Annotated in this window: 20 protein-coding genes; 10 read left to right on the top strand and 10 right to left on the bottom strand. The window is 72.3% G+C overall.

All coding sequences use genetic code 11. The annotated features are described in order from the left end of the window. Nucleotides 1-92: 92 nt before the first annotated feature. From AC07RM_RS39695 to AC07RM_RS39680, 4 genes are all read left to right on the top strand, one after another. On the top strand, nt 93-749 hold the full coding sequence (locus AC07RM_RS39695) for a response regulator (RefSeq protein ID WP_057593551.1): 657 nt from the start codon (nt 93-95) through the stop codon (nt 747-749). After that, on the top strand, nt 746-2128 hold the full coding sequence (locus AC07RM_RS39690; RefSeq protein ID WP_495337983.1) for a sensor histidine kinase: 1383 nt from the start codon (nt 746-748) through the stop codon (nt 2126-2128). The genes AC07RM_RS39695 and AC07RM_RS39690 overlap by 4 nt, the downstream gene beginning before the upstream one ends. A gap of 124 nt (nt 2129-2252) precedes the next feature. Then, entirely contained in the window at nt 2253-2591 is a 339-nt protein-coding gene (locus AC07RM_RS39685; protein WP_495337982.1) for a hypothetical protein, read from the top strand. Nucleotides 2592-2790: 199 nt separating this feature from the next. Continuing rightward, entirely contained in the window at nt 2791-3132 is a 342-nt protein-coding gene (locus tag AC07RM_RS39680; RefSeq protein WP_057593548.1) for a hypothetical protein, read from the top strand. Between the two features lie 80 nt (nt 3133-3212). On the opposite strand, the gene aqpZ is transcribed toward AC07RM_RS39680, so the two are convergent. Further along, a complete protein-coding gene (aqpZ, locus tag AC07RM_RS39675; RefSeq protein WP_093355215.1) occupies nt 3213-3956 on the bottom strand; it encodes an aquaporin Z in 744 nt (247 codons plus the stop codon). A gap of 185 nt (nt 3957-4141) precedes the next feature. Then, nucleotides 4142-5149, bottom strand: coding sequence for a zinc-dependent alcohol dehydrogenase family protein (locus AC07RM_RS39670; RefSeq protein ID WP_495337981.1), 1008 nt, complete (start codon nt 5147-5149; stop codon nt 4142-4144). 97 nt (nt 5150-5246) lie between these two features. Between AC07RM_RS39670 and AC07RM_RS39665 the strand changes: the two genes are divergently transcribed. After that, nucleotides 5247-6155 (top strand): LysR family transcriptional regulator, encoded by a 909-nt coding sequence (locus AC07RM_RS39665; protein WP_398498598.1) that lies wholly within the window; start codon nt 5247-5249, stop codon nt 6153-6155. 53 nt (nt 6156-6208) lie between these two features. Continuing rightward, nucleotides 6209-7249: an ABC transporter substrate-binding protein gene (locus AC07RM_RS39660; RefSeq protein ID WP_495337980.1), complete on the top strand. Its 1041-nt coding sequence runs from the start codon at nt 6209-6211 to the stop codon at nt 7247-7249. A 117-nt stretch (nt 7250-7366) separates the two neighbouring features. Here AC07RM_RS39660 and AC07RM_RS39655 read toward each other — a convergent pair whose 3' ends face one another. The 7 genes from AC07RM_RS39655 to AC07RM_RS39625 form a co-directional block, all read right to left on the bottom strand. Further along, nucleotides 7367-7879, bottom strand: a complete 513-nt coding sequence (locus tag AC07RM_RS39655; protein ID WP_093355224.1) for a DUF3761 domain-containing protein — start codon at nt 7877-7879, stop codon at nt 7367-7369. A 178-nt stretch (nt 7880-8057) separates the two neighbouring features. After that, nucleotides 8058-8699, bottom strand: coding sequence for a hypothetical protein (locus AC07RM_RS39650; protein WP_495337979.1), 642 nt, complete (start codon nt 8697-8699; stop codon nt 8058-8060). After that, nucleotides 8696-9526: a COG1470 family protein gene (locus AC07RM_RS39645; protein ID WP_495337978.1), complete on the bottom strand. Its 831-nt coding sequence runs from the start codon at nt 9524-9526 to the stop codon at nt 8696-8698. The genes AC07RM_RS39650 and AC07RM_RS39645 overlap by 4 nt, the downstream gene beginning before the upstream one ends. After that, nucleotides 9523-10002: a hypothetical protein gene (locus tag AC07RM_RS39640; protein ID WP_495337977.1), complete on the bottom strand. Its 480-nt coding sequence runs from the start codon at nt 10000-10002 to the stop codon at nt 9523-9525. Before AC07RM_RS39640 ends, AC07RM_RS39645 begins: the two co-directional genes overlap by 4 nt. A gap of 5 nt (nt 10003-10007) precedes the next feature. Then, nucleotides 10008-10631, bottom strand: coding sequence for a hypothetical protein (locus AC07RM_RS39635; RefSeq protein ID WP_495337976.1), 624 nt, complete (start codon nt 10629-10631; stop codon nt 10008-10010). After that, nucleotides 10631-11218 (bottom strand): hypothetical protein, encoded by a 588-nt coding sequence (locus tag AC07RM_RS39630; RefSeq protein ID WP_495337975.1) that lies wholly within the window; start codon nt 11216-11218, stop codon nt 10631-10633. The genes AC07RM_RS39635 and AC07RM_RS39630 overlap by 1 nt, the downstream gene beginning before the upstream one ends. Before the next feature lie 95 nt (nt 11219-11313). Then, nucleotides 11314-13572: an SdrD B-like domain-containing protein gene (locus tag AC07RM_RS39625; RefSeq protein WP_495337974.1), complete on the bottom strand. Its 2259-nt coding sequence runs from the start codon at nt 13570-13572 to the stop codon at nt 11314-11316. 278 nt (nt 13573-13850) lie between these two features. On the opposite strand from AC07RM_RS39625, the gene htpG reads away from it, so the two are divergent. The 4 genes from htpG to AC07RM_RS39605 all read left to right on the top strand — a co-directional run bounded on the left by htpG (nt 13851) and on the right by AC07RM_RS39605 (nt 19498). Next, nucleotides 13851-15887, top strand: coding sequence for a molecular chaperone HtpG (gene htpG, locus AC07RM_RS39620; RefSeq protein ID WP_495337973.1), 2037 nt, complete (start codon nt 13851-13853; stop codon nt 15885-15887). Next, nucleotides 15884-16552: a hypothetical protein gene (locus AC07RM_RS39615; RefSeq protein WP_495337972.1), complete on the top strand. Its 669-nt coding sequence runs from the start codon at nt 15884-15886 to the stop codon at nt 16550-16552. Before htpG ends, AC07RM_RS39615 begins: the two co-directional genes overlap by 4 nt. A gap of 4 nt (nt 16553-16556) precedes the next feature. Continuing rightward, the gene (locus AC07RM_RS39610) at nt 16557-17612 is read left to right on the top strand and encodes a Bug family tripartite tricarboxylate transporter substrate binding protein (protein ID WP_495337971.1); all 1056 of its coding nucleotides are present in this window, start codon (nt 16557-16559) and stop codon (nt 17610-17612) included. Nucleotides 17613-17809: 197 nt separating this feature from the next. Continuing rightward, on the top strand, nt 17810-19498 hold the full coding sequence (locus AC07RM_RS39605) for a hypothetical protein (RefSeq protein WP_495337970.1): 1689 nt from the start codon (nt 17810-17812) through the stop codon (nt 19496-19498). On the opposite strand, the gene AC07RM_RS39600 is transcribed toward AC07RM_RS39605, so the two are convergent. Next, the gene (locus AC07RM_RS39600) at nt 19474-20619 is read right to left on the bottom strand and encodes a glycosyltransferase family protein (RefSeq protein ID WP_495337969.1); all 1146 of its coding nucleotides are present in this window, start codon (nt 20617-20619) and stop codon (nt 19474-19476) included. The two genes, AC07RM_RS39605 and AC07RM_RS39600, sit on opposite strands and share 25 nt — an antisense overlap. Nucleotides 20620-20621: the final 2 nt, after the last annotated feature.

Below are 20621 nucleotides of genomic sequence, written 5' to 3'. Positions count from 1 at the left end.
GCTACCTTGCGGCCCGGACCCGACGCCCCCTGGCGCACGGCCGTGCCGCAAGGCGGTGCGGCGCTTTCTGCGTGATATGAGGAGTCGCTGCGATGCGCGTTCTGCTGGTGGAAGACGATGAAATGATCGGGCGCAGCCTGAAACAGGCGCTCGAGGGCGCGGGCTGGTCGGCCGACTGGGTGCGCGACGGCGAGCTCGCGCAGAGCGCGCTCGGCGACGGCGGCTACACCTGCGTGCTGCTCGACCTGGGCCTGCCGCGCCAGGACGGCACCGAGGTGCTGCGCCGCGCGCGCGAACGCGGCGATGCCACGCCGGTGCTGGTGCTCACGGCGCGCGACGGCCTCGACGACCGCATCCACAGCCTCGACCTCGGCGCCGACGACTACCTGCTCAAGCCCTTCGAATTCCGCGAGCTGCTCGCGCGCATGCGTGCCATCGTGCGCCGCCGCGACGGCGCCGCGCATTCGCTGGTGGGCAGCGGCGCGCTGCAGCTCGACCTCACGACGCGCGAGGTGGTGGTCAACGGCAACCGCGAGGCCCTGACCGCGCGCGAGTTCGCGCTGCTGCATGCGCTGCTCGAACGCCCGGGCGCGATCCTCTCGCGCGAGCAGCTCGAGAACCGCATCTACGGCTGGGGCGAAGAGGTCACGAGCAACGCGATCGACGTGCTGATCCACGGCATGCGCCGCAAGCTCGGCGCCGAGTCGATCCGCAACGTGCGCGGTCTCGGCTGGCGCGTCGCCGCGTGACGGCGGACAAGGGCGGCTGGCGCCGGCCGCGTTCGCTGCGCACCCAACTGCTGCTGTGGCTCATCACGCTGCATCTCGCGGCGGCGGTGCTCACGGCCTGGTTCTCGTTCCTGGCCTACGGCAACCTGGTGCACAACGCGCTCGACGACCAGATGCGGCTGGTGGCCGAGTCGTACGCGGGCGGCGACCAGTCGCGCACGCCGCGCCTGCTGAACAGCGATGCCGTGCTCGAGCACGGCGCCTTCGTCGTACAGATCTGGAGCCCCGACGGCAGCCGGCTGCTCAGCAGCTCCTGGCCCGACCTGCCGATGCCGCTGCAGCCGCGCCCGGGCTTCGGCGACCTGCGCACCGGGCCGCAGCCCTGGGCCCACTGGCGCGCCTTCACGGCCGAGCCCGGCACGCATGCCGACCAGCGGCGCGTGCAGGTGCTGCAGAACGAGGACTACCGGCGCCAGCGCGCCCTGCGCCGCGCGCTGCTCGAGGGCCTGCCGATCACGCTGCTGCTGCCGGTGGCGCTGCTCGCGCTGTGGCTGATCGTCTCGGCCGCCTCGCGCTCGCTGCGCGCGGTGGCGCGCGACGTGGCCTCGCAGGACGAGCGCAGTCCCACCGACCTGCCGCTGGCGCGCGTGCCCGACGAGATCGCGCCGCTGGTCGCCTCCTTCAACCACCTGCTGGGCCGCGTGCGCAGCGCCTTCGCCACGCAGCGCCGCTTCGTGCAGGACGCCGCGCACGAGCTGCGCACGCCGATGGCCGCGATCGGCCTGCAGATCGAGAACCTGCGCTCGCACATCCCGGCCGGCGAAGCCACCGAGCGCTTCAACCAGCTCGAGGCCGGCGTGACGCGCGCCAAGCACCTGATCGAGCAACTGCTGAGCCTCTCGCGCCAGGACGCGCCGCGCCGCGCGACGGCGCGCGAGGCGGTCGACATCGAGGTGCTGCTGCGCGAGAGCGTGAGCCAGCTCATGGTGCTGGCCGATGCGCGCCAGGTCGACGTGGGCTTCGAGGGCAGCATCGCGCCCGTGGTGTTCGCGCCCGCGGCCGAGCTGCGCAGCGTGTTCGACAACCTGATCGACAACGCGCTGCGCTATGCGCCCGAGGGCGGCGTGGTCGACGTGAAGCTGCATGCGGTGAGCGGCCACGGCGTGGTGGATGTGCTCGACAACGGGCCGGGCATTCCGGCCGATGCGATGGCGCGCGTGTTCGACCGCTTCTTCCGCGTGCCGGGCGCGGCCGCCGGCGGCAGCGGGCTCGGGCTCGCGATCGCGCGCACCGCGGCCGAGCGCAACGGGCTGCGCATCGAGCTCAGCAACCGCGAGGACGGGCGCGGCCTGCGCGCGCGCGTGCACCTGCCGGCCGAGCCCGAGCCGGAAAAGTCGTAGCGAGCCCTCACGCGGCGCGAAGTTTTTGCTCAGCCCCCCCTGAGAGTCGCGGCCTAGAGTGAATCTCCAGGGCCGAGGGGCCGCATGTCGCGGCCATCGCGAGCCCGCTCTCAAGGAGTTCGCCATGCAGATCGCATTCTTCTCTTCGCGCCGGCTCGCCCTCATCGCGGCCGCCGGCGCCGTGGTGGCGCTGGCCCCGATGGTGGCCGCGCAGGCCGACGAGGCCGACGGTTCGGAGCACGTGCTGCAGTTCCAGTCGCAGCGCTCGCGCGCCGATCTCGCGCGCGACGCGGCCGAGGCCACGCAGACCGCGACCGCTTCGCCGATGGTGTCGCAGGAGACCGCGCCGCCGATGGAGCGCGCGCAGCCCGGGCTCACGCGCGACAGCGTCAGCGCGCTCGCGGCGCAGGCTGAGCGCGAGGGACGCATTCCGTACGGCGAGATGGGCGCGGCCGGCGAATGAATGCCTTCGTGCCACCTTCAGCGGCCGATTTAGGAAGTTCGTTGAACGTCGGCGAAGAAGCGCGCAACGCCCGCTAAGGCTCGCGTAACTCTTTACTCACGCTGCCCTCAGTCGGCCTGCCTAGAGTGCGTTCAGGCCTGCCGCGCGCCCGTCGGCGCCGGCACGAGGCCGGGGACAACCTGTGACCAGGAGAACACGCATGCGCACTTCTTTCAAGCTTCTCGCCGTCGCCTCCTTCGCCGCGCTCGCGGCGACGGGCGCCATCACCGCATCGGCCCAGGAAAAGATGGACGGTTCGGACTACCACCCGCTGCAGATGAATTCGCCCGCCAGCGCCGAGATCCAGGCCGCGGCCATGGCCGCGGCGCGCCCGAGCGGCACCGAGTCCATCGGCCAATCGACCAGCGCACCCGCGATGAACTCGGTGACGCCGGTGTCGGACATCCAGGCCGGCGCCTACGCGGCTTCGCACCCGAGCGGCACCGAGTCGATCGGCCAGTCGACCTCGGCACCGCTGGTGAAGTCGGCCACCGGCAGCTGAGCGACCCGCGCCTCGGCGCCATGAAAAAAAGGGGAGGCAGCGATGCCTCCCCTTTTTTTCGTTGGCGCGGTGCGCGTCGTTCAGAGCGCGCTGTCGCTGCCGCTTCCGCTGCCACCGTTGCCGCGCAGCCGCAGCCCGCGGTAGATCAGCGCGCCGATCACGGCGCCCACGATCGGCGCGACCCAGAACAGCCACAGCTGCTCGATCGCATAGCTCGGGCCGAACAGCGCCACGCCGGTGCTGCGCGCCGGGTTCACCGAGGTGTTGGTGACGGGGATCGAGATCAGGTGGATCAGCGTGAGGCACAGGCCGATGGTCAGGCCCGCGAAGTTCTGCGCCGCGCGGCGGCCGGTGGCGCCGAGGATCACGACCAGGAACACGGCCGTGAGCACCACCTCGATCAGCAGCGCCGACATCAGGTTGTAGCCGCCGGGCGAATGCTCGCCGTAGCCGTTGGTGGCGAAGCCGCCGAGCTGCGCGCCGGCCTTGCCGGTGGCGATCAGGTAGAGCAGGCCGCCGGCGACGATCGCGCCCAGCAGCTGCGCCACGATGTAGGCCGCGAGCTGCGTCGGGTTGAAGCGTCCGGCCGCGGCGAGGCCGATCGAGACCGCGGGGTTGAAGTGGCCGCCCGAGATCGGGCCGAGCGCATAGGCACCGGTCAGCACCGTGAGGCCGAAGGCCAGCGCGACGCCCGCGAAGCCGATGCCCAGTTCCGGGAAGCCCGCCGCGAGCACCGCGCTGCCGCAGCCGCCGAAGGTGAGCCAGAAGGTGCCGATGAATTCGGCAGCCCATTTCTGCGGTGCACTGAAGTCCCTGCGTTCCATGTTCGATTTCCTCTCTCTGATGTTCTCGATGTCAACGAAAACGCCGGGGCGAAACCCGGCGCGCGCGGATTCTGGAACGGGAAAGGGAGAACAAGCCTTCGGGCATCCGCACGGGATCGGGCAAGGCGGGCAACTGTTCACGAAAACGTCACGGTTTTCCGCGCAACGCCGGGGCCGGCGCGAACTCAGGGGGTCACGACGATCTTGCCGAAGGCGCCGCGCGCGAGGTGGTCGAGCGCCTGCGGCAGCGCGTCGAAGCCGTAACTGGCGGCGATCGCGGGGCGCAGGCCGTTGGCGTCGACGGCGCGCACGAGCTCCTCGAGCGCGCGCCGGTGCCCCACGCCGATGCCCTGCACCGTGACGCGGCCGAGCACCAGGCCGTAGAAGGAGGCGTCGAGCGTCGTGCCCTCGAGCATGCCGATGACCGACACCCGCGCGCCCTGCGCGCAGGCCTGCAGCGAGCGGTCGAGGTTGGGCCCGCTCGCGAGTTCGAGCACATGCTCGGCGCCGCGCCCGCCGGTCAGGCGCCGCACCTCGGCGGGCCAGTCGCTGTCGCGCGCCAGCACATGGCTGGCGCCGAGGGCGCGCGCGGCCTCGTGCTTGTCGGCGCTGCCCGAGACCACGATGGCCCGCGCCCCATGCAGCCGCGCGATCTGCAGCCCGAACAGCGCCACGCCGCCCGTGCCGTGGATCAGCACCGTCTGGCCCGCGCGCAGCGCGCCGAGCTCGGCCAGCGCGAACCAGGCCGTGAGGCCGGCGCAGGGCAGGGTGCTGGCCTCGGCCAGCGAGAGCGTGGCGGGCGCGGCCACGGCCGCCTCGGCGTCGATGAGCACGTGCGAGGCCAGCATGCCCGGACCGGGGCCGCCCGCGGGCACGGCATGGGCGGGCCAGTGGTGGTCGATCCAGCCGTTCCAGAACGTGTTGATCACGCGCTCGCCGGGCGCGAAGCGGCGCACGCCGTCGCCGACGGCCTCGACCGTGCCCGCCATGTCCGAGCCCGGCGTGAACGGCAGCGCGAGCGGCATGCCCATGCCGTCCTCGGTCATCAGCAGGTCGCGGTAGTTGAGCGCGACCGCGCCGACGCGCACCAGGATCTGGCCGGGGCCCGGCGCGGGCAGCGCTGCCTGCACCTGTTCGAGATGGGCGCGGCCGTAGGCGGGCAGTTGCCAGCGGCGCAGGGTGGTTTCGGGCATGAAAGCCTCCGCGAAAAGAAGAAGGCCTGATGCTATTGACGCTCTAAAGGCGCCGGTGGTGGATAATTTTCCGACGTTTGTTGCCTGAAATTCGCCAATGAGCCAGCGCCTGCAAGGCATCGAGGAATTCGTCGCGGCGGTCGAGGCCGGCAGCTTCGCGCTCGCCGCGCAACGCCTGCACGTCACGCGCTCGGCGGTGGCCAAGAGCATCGCGCGGCTCGAGGCGCGGCTGCACACGCGGCTGTTCCTGCGCACCACGCGCAGCCAGAGCCTCACGCAGGAGGGCCATGGCTACTACGAGCGCTGCCGCAACGCGCTGGCCGAGCTCGAGGCCGCCGAGGCGTTGGCCGATGCGGCACGCAGCACGGCCTCGGGCGTGGTGCGGGTCAGCATGCCGGCGATGCTCGGGCGGCTCAAGATCGGGCCGCTGCTGCTGGCGCTGGCGCGCCGGCATCCGCAGCTCTCGCTCGAGCTCGGCTTCAGCGACCGGCTCGTCGACCTCGCGGAGGAGGGGCTCGATCTCGCGATCCGCAGCGGCGATCTCGGCGACAGCACGGCGCTGATCGCGCGGCTCGTGGGCATGCAGTGGATGGTGCTGTGCGCCGCGCCGTCCTACCTGGCCGAGCGCGGCCGTCCCGAAGGCATCGAGGACCTGAAGCCGCCGCACGAGGCGGTGCTCTACGCGCGCGACGGCGCGGCCTCGGCCTGGCGCTTCCATGCCGGCGATCGCGTCGCCGAGGTGCTGCTGCCCGCGCGGCTGCGCTGCGACAGCGCCGAGGTGCTGCTCGAGGCCGCCATCGGCGGCATGGGGCTCGCGCGGCTGCCGGCCTGGCTCGCGGCCGAGGCGCTGGCGGCCGGCACGCTGGTGCGGGTGTTCGAGGAGCCACAGCCCTTCGGCTTCGCGCTGCACGTGATCCGCGCGCGCAGCCGCTACCTGCCGCTGAAGACGCGCGTGGTGATCGACTGGCTGGCCGAGCATCTTCCGCCGCTGCTGGCAACCGACTGAACCCTGTCGGCGCCCGCGCGCGCCGACGCTATCCTGACCCCGAGGAGACCCACATGCACTTGCTCGCCTTCACCCGCACATGCGCCGCGCTCGGCGCGGCCGCCGCCCTGCTCGCCTTTGCGCCGCACGCGGCAGCGCAAGGCACGGTCAACGCGCTGTGCAGCACCGACGCCGGCTGGTGCGAGGCCGCGGCCGCTGCCTTCACGCGCGAGACCGGCATCAAGGTGCTGCAGGCCCACAAGGGCACGGGCGAGATCGGCGCGCAGCTGCGTGCCGAGGCCGCCAATCCCAAGACCGACCTCTGGTGGGGCGGCACCGGCGATCCCTTCCTGCAGGCGGCCGAGCAGGGCCTGCTCGAGCCCTACCGCCCGGCCTACATCAACGACCTGCACGACTGGGCCGTGCGCCAGTACGCGCTGTCGCAGAACATGGTCGGCGGCTTCTACACCAGCGCGATGGGCTTCGGCTTCAACACCGAGCTGCTGAAGAAAAAGAAGCTGCCCGAGCCGCAGTGCTGGGCCGACCTCGTGAAGCCCGGCTACAAGGGCGAGATCGAGATCTCGCACCCCGCCACCAGCGGCACGGCCTACACCATCATCGCGGGCCTGGTGCAGCAGATGGGCGAGGACGCGGCCTTCGACTACCTCAGGAAGCTGCACCGCAACGTCACCAGCTACACCCGCAGCGGCCAGGCCCAGGCGCCCAATGTCGCCAAGGGCGAGGTCGCGGTCGGCGTGAGCTTCATCTTCGGCTTCGAGCGCTGGCGCCACGACGGCTTTCCCGTCAAGACCGCCGCGCCCTGCGAGGGCACGGGCTACGAGATCGGCGGCATCGCGCTGGTGAAGGGCGCGCGCAACAAGGAGAACGCGAAGCGCTACTACGACTGGCTCATGAGCCCCGCGGGCCAGTCCATCGGCGCCAAGGCCGGCAGCCTGCAGTCGCCGGCCAACAAGACCCTCAAGCCCGATCCGCGCATCCCCTCGATGGACGGCGTGAAGCTCATCAAGTACGACTTCCAGAAGTACGGCCAGGCGGCCGAGCGCAAGCGGCTGATCGAGCGCTGGACGAAGGAAGTCGAATCCCTGCCGAGGTAGGCGATTCCCGGCTCCCTTCGCGAAACACCGAGGAACAGGCTTCGCCGGGCCTCAGGTGTTGCCCCCGGAAGGGGGGTTGGCGTAGCGACACGAAGTGCGCGAAGCCTGGGGGAGAGCCTATCCACAGGCCTTGTTGTGCGAGGCGTGCATGCCCTTGGCCTTCGCATCGGCTTCGCTCAGGTACTCGCCCTTCTTGGTCTTGCCGTAGTAGCGGTCGCCCGGGCAGTGGTAGACCTTGGTCGTGTCGTTGGCCCACACCATGCCGGGGCCTCCGCCGGGTGCGGCGGCCATCTTCGTGACGTCGGGCGAGCCGGGCGTCTTGGTCGCGGTGCCCGTGCTCGGGGCCACGCCGGTCTTGTCGACGCTGGCCGACTGGGTTTCCACGGCGGGTGCGGCGGCAGCAGCGGCGGCTGGTGCAGCCTTCGCATCGGCGGCCTTGCCGAACCAGGTCTTGATGCCCTTGTGGCCACGGCAGGCGCCGGACTTGGTGTCGGGCGAGGCATAGCTGCCGTCCTTGCATTGCACGGTGGTGCCGGCTGGCGCGTCGGTCGGCACTTGCGCCTGGGCGGCAAAGGCGGCCAGCCCGAGGCAGGCGGCGATCCACAGCATCTTCCTGGGGTTCTTGTTCATGCAAAGCTCCTGAGGTGTTGAAAGGCCAATGCGCAGCTTTGGAGGGCAATCCCAGCGGAAGCTGACTTGCGCGAGATTCAGGGCGGGCTGGCGGCAAAAGTCACCGCCCCTGGTGGGGGCCGGCGGGATTGCGGAGGCGGCCTGTGACGCGTTCGTGCGTGGCACGCCGCGCCCGCACTCAGGGCGTGCTGGCCGTGAACCGGAGCACGCCGGTGTAGCTGCCCGCGCTGCGGCTGGCGCTGTTGGCATAGCCGAAGGTCCAGCTGGCTTTCTGCAGCGTGACGAGGCTCGAGAAGCCCGTGCCCGCGACGATCGCGGCGCCGCCGATGCCGCTGGCGGGCACCGGCGGCGCGGGCAGGCCGGGGTTGCTCGAGGCGATGGTGATCTCCGACATCGGGATGGTGTGGCTGCCGTTGGACAGCGGCGTGTTCGCCTCGGCGCGGATGGCGATCGGGCCGGCATTGCTGCGCACCTCGACGGGCAGCACGTGGTCCGAGGCCGTGACGGCGAAGACCGGCGCGCCGCCGGGCCAGTCCACCGGCTGGCGGCTGCCGGCCACGGGCGCGATGCCCGCCGGCGGGATCGACGGCGCGAGCACGAAGCGCACGGTGCCCACGGCATTGCTCTGCGCCGGCCAGGGACTGGCGCCGACGCCGAAGAACAGGAACTTCTGGATCGAGAGGCTGAAGTCCAGCCTGGCCGTCGCGCTGCGCGGCACGTTGAAGCCGGACGCCGAGGTGGCCGTCTCGGCCCGTGCGGCCGCCATGAGCGCCAGGCACGCCGCCGCGACCGTGCCGCGCAAGGCGATGCGCGCCGTCACTCGAGCGTCGCCTCCACCTTGAAGCTGCCCTGTGCCCAGTCCAGCGTGCCCTCGACCTTCACCGGATAGGCGGGCTGCGGCGCGGCGCGGCCGTCTTCGGCCTGGGGCATCAGCGCCAGCGTGCGGGTCTGGCCCGGCAGGATCGGCGTGCCCTCGGGCACCAGCGCGAAGGCGCGGCCCCGGCTGTCGACGGCGTCCAGGCTGCCTTCGAGGCGGCCGTGCGCATCGCCGGTGTTGGCCACGGTCACGGCGATGCGGCGCTGGCCGCCGCTGTCGCTGCTGGCGATCCGCTGCAGGTCGAGCCGGGGCTCGGCGCCGTCGAGCGCGAGGTACACCGCCACCGCGATGCGGCCCGTCACCGGCAGGCTCAGGCTGGCGCCGCCGCCCTGGATCAGCGCCTGCTGCGCGGGCTCGCTGCCTTCGATCGCGATCATGAAGCGGCATTCGCCGCGCGGCGAACCCGCCGGCGGCTCGATCTGGAAGCGGTAGGCCCGGCTGCCGCGCGCGGGCAGCTGCACGCTGCGCCGCTCGAGCGCCACCCAGGGCCGACAGCTGCCGGGCTGCAGGTCGTCGTGGTAGCTGATCTGGCCCTCGGCCGAGTAGTGCCAGTCGATGGTGCGCACCGTCACCTCGGTCGCGACCGGCGCGAGGTTGTGGATCTCCAGCGACTGGCCCAGGCGCGTGCCGCCGCGGCCCGACAGCTCGAAGCGCGAGGGCGAGACCGCGATCTCGAACGGCGCGGCCACCGCGCCGCCGGCGCCGGCCAGCAGCAGGACGAAGGTGGCGGCGCCTCGCCGCAGCGCGTGGGTGGGACAAGGCGGGGTCATGGCAGGGTCTCGATCTCGAAGATCGATTCGAAGCGCAGCGCAGCCCCCGGCGGCAGCCGCAGTTCGCGCGGATCGAGGCGCAGCGTGAGTTCGAAGCTCTCGGTCATCCAGGCGGTGGCGACGGTGCCGATCCAGACCGGCACGCGGTCGCCCGGCCGGCCGCTGGCGCTCGCGAAGGCGCCGTGGCTGCGCCATTGCAGCTGCATTCCCGCGGGGGAGCGCAGGCCGGGGATGGCGGCCGGGATCACGTAGAAGATGCGCGCGCGCCGGCCGATGTAGGGCGCGGTCGCGAGCCGGTAGTCGATGCGTCCGAACGGCAGGTCGAAGCGGATGCCGTCGACCGGTTGCGCGCGGCGGAAGTCGGTGCCGACCTGGGCGCGCGGCGAGCTCGAGTCGTCCAGCCGCGCAACGCCCGCGCCGGCCGGCAGCGCCAGCGACAGCAGCAGCGCGGCGAACGGGACGATCGCTGCCCGCATGCGCTTCACTCCATCGACGCCGTGAAGCGCACGGTGCCCCGGTAGTTGCCGGCCGGATAGACGACGTCGTTGTCGTAGCTGAACTGCATCCGCGTCGCGCCGATCGCGTTCGACCGGTAGGCGTAGCCCAGGCACAGCAGCAGCACCGGGGCCGAGCAGAAGGTCGCGTTGGCATTGAAGCTCGCGATCTGCTGGTTGGCGCTGCCGTCGAAGCGGCCGCTCTGGATGTCGCCCGTGGTGGCGGCGCCGTTGTTGCTGGCGGTCCAGCCGATCTGGCTGAACGGGATGAGGGTGGCGCCGCAGCCGCCCGACTGGCAGGCCAGGCCGGGCGTCGAGTCGACCCGCAGCGTCACCGGCCGCGCCGTGGACGACGAATTCGCGGGCCGGAACGGCGTGACCCACACCTCGATGACCGGCGAGCCCGCCACCGGCGCCGGCGCCAGGCCGACGTTGTCGCCGGCGACGCTGAAGGCCACCGTGTCGACGCCGCTGACCGCGCCCACGCGCACCGAGATGGCATAGACCAGGCCGACGTCCGTCACCGTCATGACGACGGCCTCCGCGGGCAGGGCGAGGCCCGCGGCCAGCAGCGCGGCGGCGAGCGGAGCCGGGGCCGGGCGGGGCCGCATCAGATGCCTTGCGCGGTGTAGGTGATGGTGTTGGTGTACGTGTTGGCGCGCCAGCCGGCCGGCGTGCCGCCGAGCGCATAGGTCCAGGTGCCCGTGGCCACCGTGTTGGACGGGAACGCGGTCGAGGCGCAGGCGCCCAGGTTCGCGCCCGGGTGCGGCAGCGTGCCCTCGGCGGTCACGGTGAAGTCGGCGTCGGCCGGGCCGCCCGTGGCGTTCCAGGTGCCGAGCGCGCAGTGGATGGTGCCGGTGCCGGCATTGGTCCAGGCGTAGACCGTGAGCGTGTCGGCGCCGGCCGCGGCGGCAACGGTCGCGGCCGGTGCCGCGCCGTTCCAGTCCACGCCGGTGTTGGCGGCGGCGGCCAGGGCCGGCGTGGGAACGGCGGGGATCTCCAGCGCCGAGCTCCATCGCAGCGTGTCGACGGCGGCGTTGGCCGCGCCCACGCGCAGCAGGATGAGCTTGGGCACCGTCACGCTGAGGTTGACCTTGGCCTGGGCCGTGATGGTGCCGGTGCCCGCGCCGTACTGGCTCTCGGCAATGGCCTCGCCACCGGCGGCGAGGCAGAGGGCCGCCACGGAAAGGGCGAGCATGCGGTGGGGGAGGGCGCTGGGGTTCATGAGAGGGCCTCGATGGATGAAGAAAGAAGAGCAGCAGCGGGCAGGAGAAGACCGCAGGGGCGCGCTGCTCATTCGCCCACCTTGGTCAGGGGAATCTCGGCAACGGCCCGGCCGCGCAGCGGAACGCCGAGCGCCACGCCGCCGTCGCCGGCCGCGCCCCAGGGCAGCGGCACGCTGTCGAGCGTCAGGCTCAGCCGGTGGCGGCCGGTCGTCACGAGCGGAAATTCGAAGCGGCCGTCGCGGTCGGTGGTGGTGCGGTAGCGGCCGTCGAGCTGGACCTCCACGTGGGCGGCCCCGTCTTCGTCGGGCTGCCGCGCGCCGTCGCGGTTGGCGTCGAAGAACACCTGCCCGGCCACGCTGCCTGCACCGGCGCCCGCATCGCCGTCGCGCACGCCGGCGGTCTGGAAGGCCGTGCCCGCGCTGCCCTCCCAGCGCAGGTAGACGTAGGCGCTGCGGTCGTTGCTGCGGTAGAGCTGCGGGCCCAGGCTCGTGGTGGGCGCCACGGCGGCGCGCGCCTGGTTGAAGTAAGCCGCGAAGCCGATGCGCCAGCCCCGGGCGAGCGCCTTCTCGGCCGTGAGCGAGCCCGACAGCCCGCGGCTGGTGTGCAGGCCGCCGCTTTGCGAGGTGTAGCGCAGGTTGCCGCCGAGATGGAAGCCGCTGTCGAGCCAGCACAGGAACTGCACGCCGGCCGTGGGGTAGTTGCGTGGCACGCCGCCGCTGCGGTCGCGCGCATAGCCGAGCGTGGTGGTGAGTTCGGGGCGCAGCGTCTCGCGGCCCGCGCCGATCCAGTCCTGCTCCCACTGCCATTCGTGGCCGGTGGCGGCCTGGTCGCCGAGCACGATCAGCTCGTTGCGCCGCACGGTCAGGCTGAAGCGGCTGCGCAGGCCGCCGAAGAAGCGTGCCTGGTGGAAGACGCTGGCGTAGAGGCTGCGCGAGTCGCTGCCGGCGGCGGTGTCCGCGCTGCTGTCGTAGCGCGTGCGCTGCAGGCTCAGGCTGCCGCCGACCGAGGCATGGCGGTCGAACTGGTACAGGACGCTGCCGTTCGCGCTGCTGCGGCGGGAACCCGCGAACCCGAAGGCGGCGTCGCCCTGCGTGCGTTCGTGCTCGAGTCCGCCGCCCCAGTGCAGGCGGCTGCCGCCGCGGTCTACGCGCCAGTAGGCGCCGCGCGTGCCGTCGGCCACGAGATGGTCGCCGAAGAAGAGATTCGGCCGGGCCGTGTAGGCGCCGAACTCGTGGCGGTAGGGCCCCAGGCGCGCGCTCGCCTCGACGAACAGCCCGCGCGAATCGCCGACGGCGACGCCCGGCGTCGGCGAGCGCGTGCGGCTGCCGATCAGCGTGGCGCGGACCTTGAAGTCGCCGTCGCGCTCCACCTCGCGGCCCCAGCCCAGCGCGCCGGCCCAGCTCTCGACATGGCGCGATCCGACGCCCTGGCCCGTGAACGGGTCGAGGGTCCAGGCCGGAAGGTCGCGCGCCCGGTTCAGCTGCGCGGCGACGAAGCCGTTCCCACCCAGGCGCTGCGTCAGGCCGAGCCAGCCGAGCGTGCCCTGGCTCTGCTCGAATCCCGGATACGGACCGCCCCGCAGGCTGCCGCGCATGCCGAAGCCCGCGCGCCAGTCGCTGCCGGCGCCGAACACGCGCAACGAGGCGCCGCGCACCGTGGTGCTGCCGAGCGAGAGCCGGTAATTGCGCGCCAGGCCCTCGGTGAGTTCGCTGTGGATGTCGCCCAGCGCGCTGTCGGCGAAGGTCCGGGGCGTCAGCGGAAAGGCGAGGTTGCGCAGCGTGAGGCGGCCGCTGCCCGCGTCCTCGGCGTAGCCCAGCACGCCGATGCCGCCCCGGGCCTGGCGGTCGCCGTTCCAGCGGCGGCCGTCGGCCTGCAGCAGGAACTCGCCGTGGTTGAGCGTCTCGCGGCGGTACTCGATGCGCTGGCCGAACTCCATCGCGCGCCGCCGCCCGGCGCCGGAACTCGTCGCAGCGCCGAAGCCGATGCGGCTCTCGGTCATCCAGGCGCGAAAGCCTTCGGCTTGCGCGGACGGCGTGGCGCTGTCGTCGGCGGGCGCGGCGCCGGCCTCGTCGGCGCTCATGAACCGGTCCTGGTAGGGCACCGGCGCGGCGTCGACGAGGGCCTTCAGCCGCGCCTGCTGCGCCTGGGCCCGGTCCATCGGCTGGATGCGGGCCTCGGCGGCCGCGACGGGTGGCGCGGTCTGCGCCTCCGCGGCGAGGCAGGCCAGCGCCGCCAGGCAGCCGACGCCCGGGCGGCCCCGCGGCGCCACGGCATTCCGGCCGAGCCAGCGGCAGGCCACGGCAACTCCCTCGTCATCCAACAACATCGCCGTCCCTTTGGGCCCCGAGGGCCCCGGTTGAGTTGAATCACTGCGTGCGCAGCGGAGGCGATGATTGTGGTTTTTGGTAACTTTTGCTGACCAAAAACGAGGGCTTCAGGGGCGTTGCCGAATTTTTCGTAGTAAACCGTGATGGAGTGCTTGAAATCTCGGCTGCGAGCGTTGATTTTTAAAACCGTTTGCCCCAGGTAGAAAAGCTGCGTCCGGGCCAAGCCCGGACCGCCGCGCCGCCTTAGAATTTTTTCGATCCGACCTTTCCTTTTCCAATGGCTGATTCCTCCAACACCAAACTCCCGTTCCAGGCCGAAGTCGCGCAACTGCTGCACCTCGTCACGCATGCGCTGTACTCGAACAAGGAAATCTTCCTGCGCGAGCTGATCTCGAATGCATCGGACGCCTGCGACAAGCTGCGCTTCGAGGCCATCGACCGTCCCGAGCTCTACGAAGGCCAGTCCGAACTCGACGTGCGCATCAGCTTCGACAAGGCCGCGCGCACGATCACCATCACCGACAAGGGCATCGGCCTGTCGCGCCAGGAGGCGATCGACAACCTCGGCACCATCGCCAAGAGCGGCACCAAGGACTTCGTGAGCAAGCTCAGCGGCGACCAGAAGGCCGACGCGCAGCTCATCGGCCAGTTCGGCGTGGGCTTCTACTCGGGCTTCATCGTGGCCGACCGCATCACCGTCGAATCGCGCCGCGCGGGCCTGCCCGCCGAGCAGGGCGTGCGCTGGGCCAGCGGCGGCGCCGGCGACTTCGAGGTGGCCGACATCACGCGTGCCGAGCGCGGCACCAGCATCACGCTGCACCTGCGCGAGGATGCCGACGAATACCTCAACGCCTGGAAGATCAAGCAGATCGTCGGCAAGTACTCCGACCACATCTCGCTGCCGATCCTCATGGAGAAGGAGGAGTGGAAGGAAGGCGAGAACGACCAGCCCGGCGACATGGTGAAGACCGGCGAATGGGAAACGGTCAACAAGGCCAACGCGCTGTGGAGCCGTCCCAAGAAGGACATCAGCGCCGAGCAGTACGAGGAGTTCTACAAGAGCATCAGCCATGACTTCGAGGCGCCGCTGGCCTGGAGCCACAACCGCGTCGAAGGCAGCACCGAGTACACGCAGCTGCTCTACATCCCCGCCAAGGCGCCGTTCGACCTCTGGAACCGCGAGAAGAGCGCGGGCGTCAAGCTCTACGTGAAGCGCGTCTTCATCATGGACGACGCCGAGGCGCTGATGCCCAGCTACCTGCGCTTCGTCAAGGGCGTGATCGACTCGGCCGACCTGCCGCTCAACGTGAGCCGCGAGCTGCTGCAGGAAAGCCGCGACGTGAAGGCGATCCGCGAAGGCAGCACCAAGCGCGTGCTCGGCATGCTCGAGGACCTGGCCAGGAAGCAGAAGACCGGCCCCGAGAGCGGCGAAGGCCGCATCGACGTGGGCTCGGGCGAATCGGTGCCCACGCCCGAGCCGACCGAGGCCGTGACGGACGTGGTCGACAAGAACGCCCCCACCGCGGCCGAGACCGCCGCCGCCGCGGCCGACGACGCGGGCAAGTACGCCAAGTTCTACGCCGAGTTCGGCGCCGTGCTCAAGGAAGGCCTGGGCGAGGACTTCGGCAACCGCGACCGCATCGCCAAGCTGCTGCGCTACGCCTCGACCACCACCGATGCCGTGAGCGTGAGCTTCGCCGACTACAAGGCGCGCATGAAGGACGGCCAGGACGCGATCTACTACATCACGGCCGACACGCTGGCCGCCGCCAAGAACAGCCCGCAGCTCGAGGTCTTCAAGAAGAAGGGCATCGAGGTGCTGCTGATGACCGACCGCGTCGACGAGTGGGCGCTCAACTACCTCAACGAGTTCGACGGCACGCCGCTGCAGAGCGTGGCCAAGGGCGCGGTCGACCTCGGCAAGCTGCAGGACGAGGACGAGAAGAAGGCCGCCGAGGAGGCCGCCGAATCGTTCAAGCCGCTGCTCGAGAAGCTCAAGGAAGCGCTCAAGGACAAGGCCGAGGACGTGCGCGTCACCACGCGCCTGGTCGACTCGCCGGCCTGCCTCGTGGTGCAGGACGGCGGCATGAGCACGCAGCTCGCACGCATGCTCAAGCAGGCCGGCCAGCCCGCGCCCGAACTCAAGCCGGTGCTCGAGGTCAATGCCGAGCACGCGCTGGTCAAGAAGCTCGAGGGCTCGGCCCACTTCGACGACCTCGCGAACATCCTGTTCGACCAGGCGCTGCTCGCCGAGGGCGGCCTGCCGGCCGATCCCGCGGCCTACGTGCGGCGCGTGAACGCGCTCCTGGTGTGAACACGCGGCCGCGCACCCGCATCGCGGCCGCCGGCCTTCCGGCCGGCGTGCTGCTCGCGCTGCTGGTGAGCGGCTGCTCCCACTACCAGATCGGCATCCCGATCGTGCCGGGCCTTTCGCTGGGGCTCGGCGCCACCAAGGACGGCAACTTCTCGGTCGGCCTCAACACCGGCTTCGGCCCGCTCGGCGCGGGCGTCGCGGTCAGCAACAGCGGCGCGGTCGCGGGCTCGGTCGGCATGGGCCTGGGCGTCGGCCCGGTCGGTGCCGGCGTGGGCCAGAGCGTGGTGCTGCACGACCCCAACGCGGGCAAGCCCAATGCGATGCAGCCGGGTCCGGTGACCAGCGTCGGCGCCGGTGTCGGCGGCAGCGCGGGGGGCTTCGGCGTTGCGGCCGATTTACCGCCCACGGGCGGCGCGCCACCCGCGCCGGCACCTGCCGCATTGCCCGTCGCGGCGCCCGCCGCCACGCCGGTGTCGGCCGCGCCGCGCGTCAACAAGGCCCGCGCGCCGGGCGTGCTGGTGCGCAGGCGCGATTCCGCGCGCGAGGCCGTGCCGGTCGCCGCCCCGACGCCCGTGCAGGTCACCTACCGCGCTCCCGAGGCCGCGGCGCCCGCGCGCGTCGGCACCAACGCGCTCGGCTCGCCGGGCAATCCGATCGCGCCCTGAAACGATGGCGACGGCACGCGTGGCAACGGTGGCATCGGCGCAGGCGGATCCATCGGCCGCGCCGGCCACCGCATCGCCCGATCGCCGCGCCTGGCTCGCGAGTGCCGCCGGCCTGGCCGGCGCGCTGCTGCTCGGCGCGCCGCCCGCGCGGGCCCAGCGCGAATTTCCCAACCGGCCGATCCGCTGGATCGTTCCCTACCCCGCGGGCGGCGGCTCCGACTTCCTCACGCGCATCGTCGGCAACCAGCTCGCGATCGACACCGGCCAGCCGGTGGTGGTCGAGAACCGCACCGGCGGCAACACCTCGCTCGGCGCCGCCGAGGTGCTGCGCGCGCCGGCCGACGGCTACAGCGTGCTGTCGGCCGACAACGGCACGCTGGTGTTCAACCCCGTGCTCTACCGCAACCTCGGCTACAACCCGCAGCGCGACTTCGCGCCGGTCACGCTGATGGGCCGCTTCCCGCTGGTGCTGCTGGTCGGCCCGGCCAGCGGCGTGCGCGACGCGCGCGCCTTCCTCGAGGACGCGCGCGCCTATCCCGGCAAGATCAGCTACGCCTCGGCCGGCACCGGCAGCCCGCACCACCTCGCGATGGAGCTGCTGCAGCGCCAGGCCCGGCTGCGCATGCTGCACGTGCCCTACCGCGGCGCCGCCAACGCGGTGGCCGACGTGGCCGGCGGCCAGCTGCAGGCCATGATGTGCGACCTCGCCGCGTGCCTGGGCTTCATCCGCAGCGGCCGCGTGCGCGCACTCGCGATCGCCGACCGCGTGCGGCTGCCGCAATTGCCCGAGGTGCCGACCTTCGCCGAGCTCGGCATCGACGGCGTCGAGGCGGCCGCGCTGGTGGGCGTGGTGGCGCCGGCACGCACGCCGCCCGAGATCGTGGCGCGGCTGCAGCAGGCGATCGCGAGCGCCATCCACAACCCCGCGGTGCACCGCAAGCTCGCGGCCTATGGCGTCGAACCGGTGGGTGGCACGCCCGCGCAGTTCGCCACGCTGTTGCATCAGGAGTCCGAGCGCTGGGACGGCCTGATCCGCGGGCTCAACCTGACGCTGGACTGAGCGCCGCCTTGCGGCGCCGCAACTTTGCCTGCCGTTCACACGCGGCACGCGCTTCACGTTTGCTTTGCATGAACTTTGCGCGCGCTTGGCGCGGGGCTCACCGAACGCTAAGAGTGCACTTCTAGATTGGCGGCTCCCCCTCAGCCACCGGCCGGCGAGGCGGCCCGCAGGGCCTCCGGCACCGACCGCCCATCGCCATGCCAGCACGCCGGTTCCACCAGGTCCTCTTCGTCGACGACTTCTTCCGTTCGCCCGACAACGGGCTGCACTACTTCCCCGCCAACCGGCGCTTCCTGCAGGGCTTCTTCGGCTCGGCGCTGGGCCGGCTCGGCCTGCCGATGCGCGAGATCGCGCCGCGCTCGCATGGCGGCACGATCGACGTGGCGCGCGCGATGGCGCTGCTGGGCCTGCCGGCCACGCCGGCCGGCTGGGCCCGCGCCTGCGTCGCCGACCTCGCGCCGCTGCGCGGGCTCGAGGGCCTGCCGGCCTTCGGCCCCGGCTGCCTGGTGATCGGCTGGGGCCTGACGCCGGCGCTGCAGCACTGCATCGACCGCAGCGGAGCGAGCTACCTCGACATCGAGATCGACCCGCGCCGCTTCACCGAGCACCTGCACTTCTGCGCGCGCACCAACGACGCGCGCATCCGCGCCGCGCTCGAGGCGCGCGCCATCGACGAGGAGCTGTTCTGGAACCACGCGGCCGCGATCCGCGGCTGCTTCGCGCGCCGTGGCGCGGGCGCGCTGTTCGATCCGCGGCTGCGCGTGGGCCTGTTCTTCGGCCAGAGCCTGGTCGACCTCTCGCTGGTGAGCGGCGGGCGCAGCCAGCATCCGTCCGCCGTGATCGGCGCGCTGCGCACGCTGGCGCAGGAGGTCGACCTGCTGGTCGTGAAGCCGCATCCCTACGAACCCGCGCTGCACGACCTCGCGCCGATCGCGCGCGCCATTCCCAACGTCGCCTGGACGCGCGAGAACACCTATGCGCTGCTGTCGGCCGAGAACCTGCGCTTCGTCGCGGGGCTGTCGTCGAGCGTGCTGACCGAGGCGCGCTACTTCCTGCAGCCCGTGCGCGCGCTGATCCGCGCCGACCGCAATGCGCCCGAGTGCCTGCCCGCGGCCTGCTCGCCCTGGCTGCCGGTGGGGCCCGAGCTCGGCGCGCTGGACTTCATGCTCGACGCCTGCCGCGCGCCCGGCGAGGCGGCCGCGGCCCCGCCGGCCGGTGCCGGCGCATGGCCCGCGGATGCGATCGAGCGTGCCTTCTCCACGCGCTGGGGCTTCGACGACCGCGACCCGGGCCTGCAGGCGCTGCCCGAGCTCGTGCTCGGCCGCGACTACGCCTTTCGCACCGGCAATCCGGCCACGGCCTGGCTGGCCCATGGCTGGTCGGCGCCCGACGACGTCGACACCTGGAGCGAGGGCTCGCTGGCCTGCCTGGTGATCCCGCTGCCGCCCGCGGCCGTGTTCGCGCATCCGCTGCAGGCCCCGGGCCAGGCGCCGGCGCAGCGGCTGCGCGTGCGCATCGACTACCGCTGCGAGGCCCAGAGCACGCGCGTGGTCGCGCTGCTCGACGGCGCCATGCTGCCGGGCCAGCGCACCTCGGGCGCGTGGCGGCGCAGCCTGGTGTTCGAGCTCGTGCCCTCGCCGCAGCGCAAGTGCCTCGTGCTGCAGTTCTTCGTGGGCGAGGCGGCCGATGCGGAAATGGCCGAGGGCGTGGACGAGCCGGTCGTGCGCTCGGGCTTCACCCTGCGCAAGCTGCGCGTGTCGATGAGCCCGGCGGGCATGGGCGATGTCGCGGCGCTGCCGCAGCCCGACACCACGACGGCAGCGCCCGAGCGCGCGCTCGACCGGATGCTGCGCGTGGTGCTTCAGTCCAGGCGCGCGGCCGGATAGGCCGCGTCGGCACCGGCCGCGGCCGGTTGCGCCGCGAGGCGCAGCAGCAACTGGCTCCAGGGCTGCAGCCGTTCGAGCGCCGCCTCGCGGCCCTGCGCGGCCGTGGCCTCGGTGCTCGCGCCCAGCGCGCGCGCCGCGGCCGCCACGTCGCGCGCGAACGCGGCCGCGTCGCCGCGCCACACCACCACGCGATGGTGCAGCCCGAGCTGCGCGGCGCGCTCGGCATTGCTTGCCTGCTCGGGCTGGTCGGTCTGCAGCAGCAGGATCGGCTTGCGGTAGACCTGCGCCACCGACAGCGCCGCCATGCCCGGGGCCGAGACGATGAAGGCGCTGCGCGCGGCCGTGTCGATCCAGTGCGCGTCCTGTGGCTGCCAGCCGGCGCGCCCGGCATAGCCTTCGCCCACGCAATGCGCGCCCAGGCCCGCGGCGGCCAGGCCGTGCTCGAGGCCGTCGGCCAGCGCCGTGTCCTTGAAGTGGGGGTTGAGGTAGACCGCGGCCCGTGGGGCAACGGATGCAACGTCGTCGCTCGAGGCCACGGCCACCGGCGTCGCGAGCCGGTGCGTGCCGCGGCCGTCGTGCGCCGGTGCCTGCTGCGCGAAATCGTGCGCGATGCGCGCGCGGCTGCGCCCGATCTGCCAGGCCACGATGCGGCCGAAGGCGCGTGCCGTCCAGCCCGGCAGCCGGCCGCTGAAATTGCCTTCGAGCGCGCGCCGCAGGCTCGCGCCGTACACGTGCACCACCTTGTGCCGCCACGGCGGCAGCGCGCCCATGAACAGCAGCGCGGGATGGAAGGAGTCGTTGACCACCAGGTCGGCCTCGCGCAGCCGGCCGTGCAGCCGCACGATGTCGCGCAGCATGCGGCCGGGCCGGAACACGTAGTGCGCCACGTTGCGGTCGGTCTCGCGCCGCAGCATGTTCTGCCGCGCGTCGAACTGCACCGCGTAGTGGCGCGAGAGCACGGGCGCGTCGATGCCGAAGCCGGCGAGGAAGAGCGCGCCCTCGTCGGAGGTGGTCAGCACCTGCACCTGCGCGCCGGCCGCGCGCAGCGCGTGCGTGAGCAGCTGCGAGCGCATCAGGTGGCCGCGCGCGTCGGCGGTCGCGAGGTAGAGGATGCGCGGCATGC

This window comes from Variovorax sp. GW821-FHT09B05, from assembly GCF_059418265.1.
The sequence above is the reverse complement of the archived record's forward strand: the minus strand, read 5'-3'. Positions and strand labels throughout refer to the sequence as shown.